Annotated in this window: 1 protein-coding gene and 1 tRNA gene; both read left to right on the plus strand. The window is 40.9% G+C overall.

Annotated features, from left to right (window positions below):
• Positions 1–87: 87 nt before the first annotated feature.
• A complete protein-coding gene (locus DBR11_RS26205; protein WP_108555520.1) occupies positions 88–1,377 on the plus strand; it encodes an NUMOD1 domain-containing DNA-binding protein in 1,290 nt (429 codons plus the stop codon).
• A gap of 99 nt (positions 1,378–1,476) precedes the next feature.
• Positions 1,477–1,549 (plus strand) — tRNA-Thr (locus DBR11_RS26210).
• Positions 1,550–1,580 lie beyond the last annotated feature (31 nt).

Raw genomic sequence — 1,580 nt, forward strand, 5'->3', positions numbered from 1 at the left:
CTTTTATACAATAAGTTCATTTTATTCGTTATTAACAGGAAAAACTTTCTGATATTTAAATCACTAACGCTTAAGACTGTTTGAAAAATGACGCATCAACATGACTACCATTACCACAACTTTTCCCTAGACCATTTACCAGGAGAACTCTGGAAAGACGTTCCAGGATTAGAAGGTTATTATCGGATCTCTAATCTCGGCCGTATCTGCAGATTGGAATGGGAAGGTAAAAACAAAAGAGGTTATTATCATTTTAAACCTGCAATGATGATTAAACCTATTGAAAGAAGAAACTGGAACGCCTTTGTAAAGGATTATCGTAAATCCCTAAGCGTTGTACTGGTTAAGGAGAAAAAATTACACAACTTTAGCTTGGCCAGACTGGTTTATTTCTGTTTTACTGAGGAATTCGACCTCAGCAACAAAAACCTGTATATTTTAGCTAAAGATGGAGATCCGCTCAATGTAAGTTCGGAGAACCTGATTCTAGGCACTTCAAAAGATAAAAATGCCAAGATGGAAGCTGCCGGACGAAGGGCCGCCCCATTTAAGAAGCTAACATCAGAAAACAGAAAACAGATACAGGAAAAAATAAATGCGATTAAAGAAGAGAAAGGTGTTTACCGCATCAGCCGATATTCTTTAAGCGGGAAGTTATTGGAGACCTATCCAAATGCTAAAGTGGCTGCTGCCGCTATGAAAACCAGCCAGGGCCATTTGTCTGCAGCTGCACGTGGAAAGAGTAAAGATTCCGGCAGCCTGGTAACAGCATGTGGTTATCTTTGGAGGCGCGGCGCTCCCACTGAAATCGATGTCCAGGCACTGATTGAAAACAAATCTTTAGGTGCTTCTCCCCTGATCAGCCAGCAAAAACGGATGGGCCAATATGACTTTACGGGTAAACTGATCAATACGTTCAGTACGATCAAAGAGGCTGCCAGAATCGTAAAAGTACATCCAGGTAGTATCCAAAGAGCCATCACCGGAAAACGGATGAGTTGCGGTGGCTTTCTGTGGAGAAGAGGTACCAAGCCGAAAATCCAGGTAAAGCACTTGACACAATCGGCCTCTTTCAATTCAAGGTTATCTCCGGAGCTTACGCAGGTTTCGCAGTATGATCTGGATGGAAAATGGATAAAAACCTATGCTACTGCCGCTATTGCCGCCAGGACAACAAAGGTTGACGAAAGCGATATTTACAGAGTGGTTAAGGACAAGGCTGTTTCGGCTGGTGGTTTTTTATGGCGTTCGGGAAGTAACCTCAGAATAGATATTAACGCGCTGCGTAAGCACCCGCACTTCAAAAGATCTGGCCTTGAAAAGCACATGAAGAAAAAAAGAGAAAAAAGCTTACTTGAAATGGCACAAAAAGATTAAATATTTTTTGGAATAAAAAAAGAAAGTTTTACATTTGCGCTCCTGTTAGGAAAACAGGAGCATTTTTTTTTTAAAATGCTTTCATTGATTTAATTAAAAGCCTTCTTAGCTCAGCTGGTAGAGCAACTGACTTGTAATCAGTAGGTCATTGGTTCGATCCCGATAGAAGGCTCTTTAATTTTCTCCCCTACTCCCTCCTATTA

The organism is Pedobacter sp. HMWF019 (assembly GCF_003061025.1).
Taxonomy (GTDB): domain Bacteria; phylum Bacteroidota; class Bacteroidia; order Sphingobacteriales; family Sphingobacteriaceae; genus Pedobacter.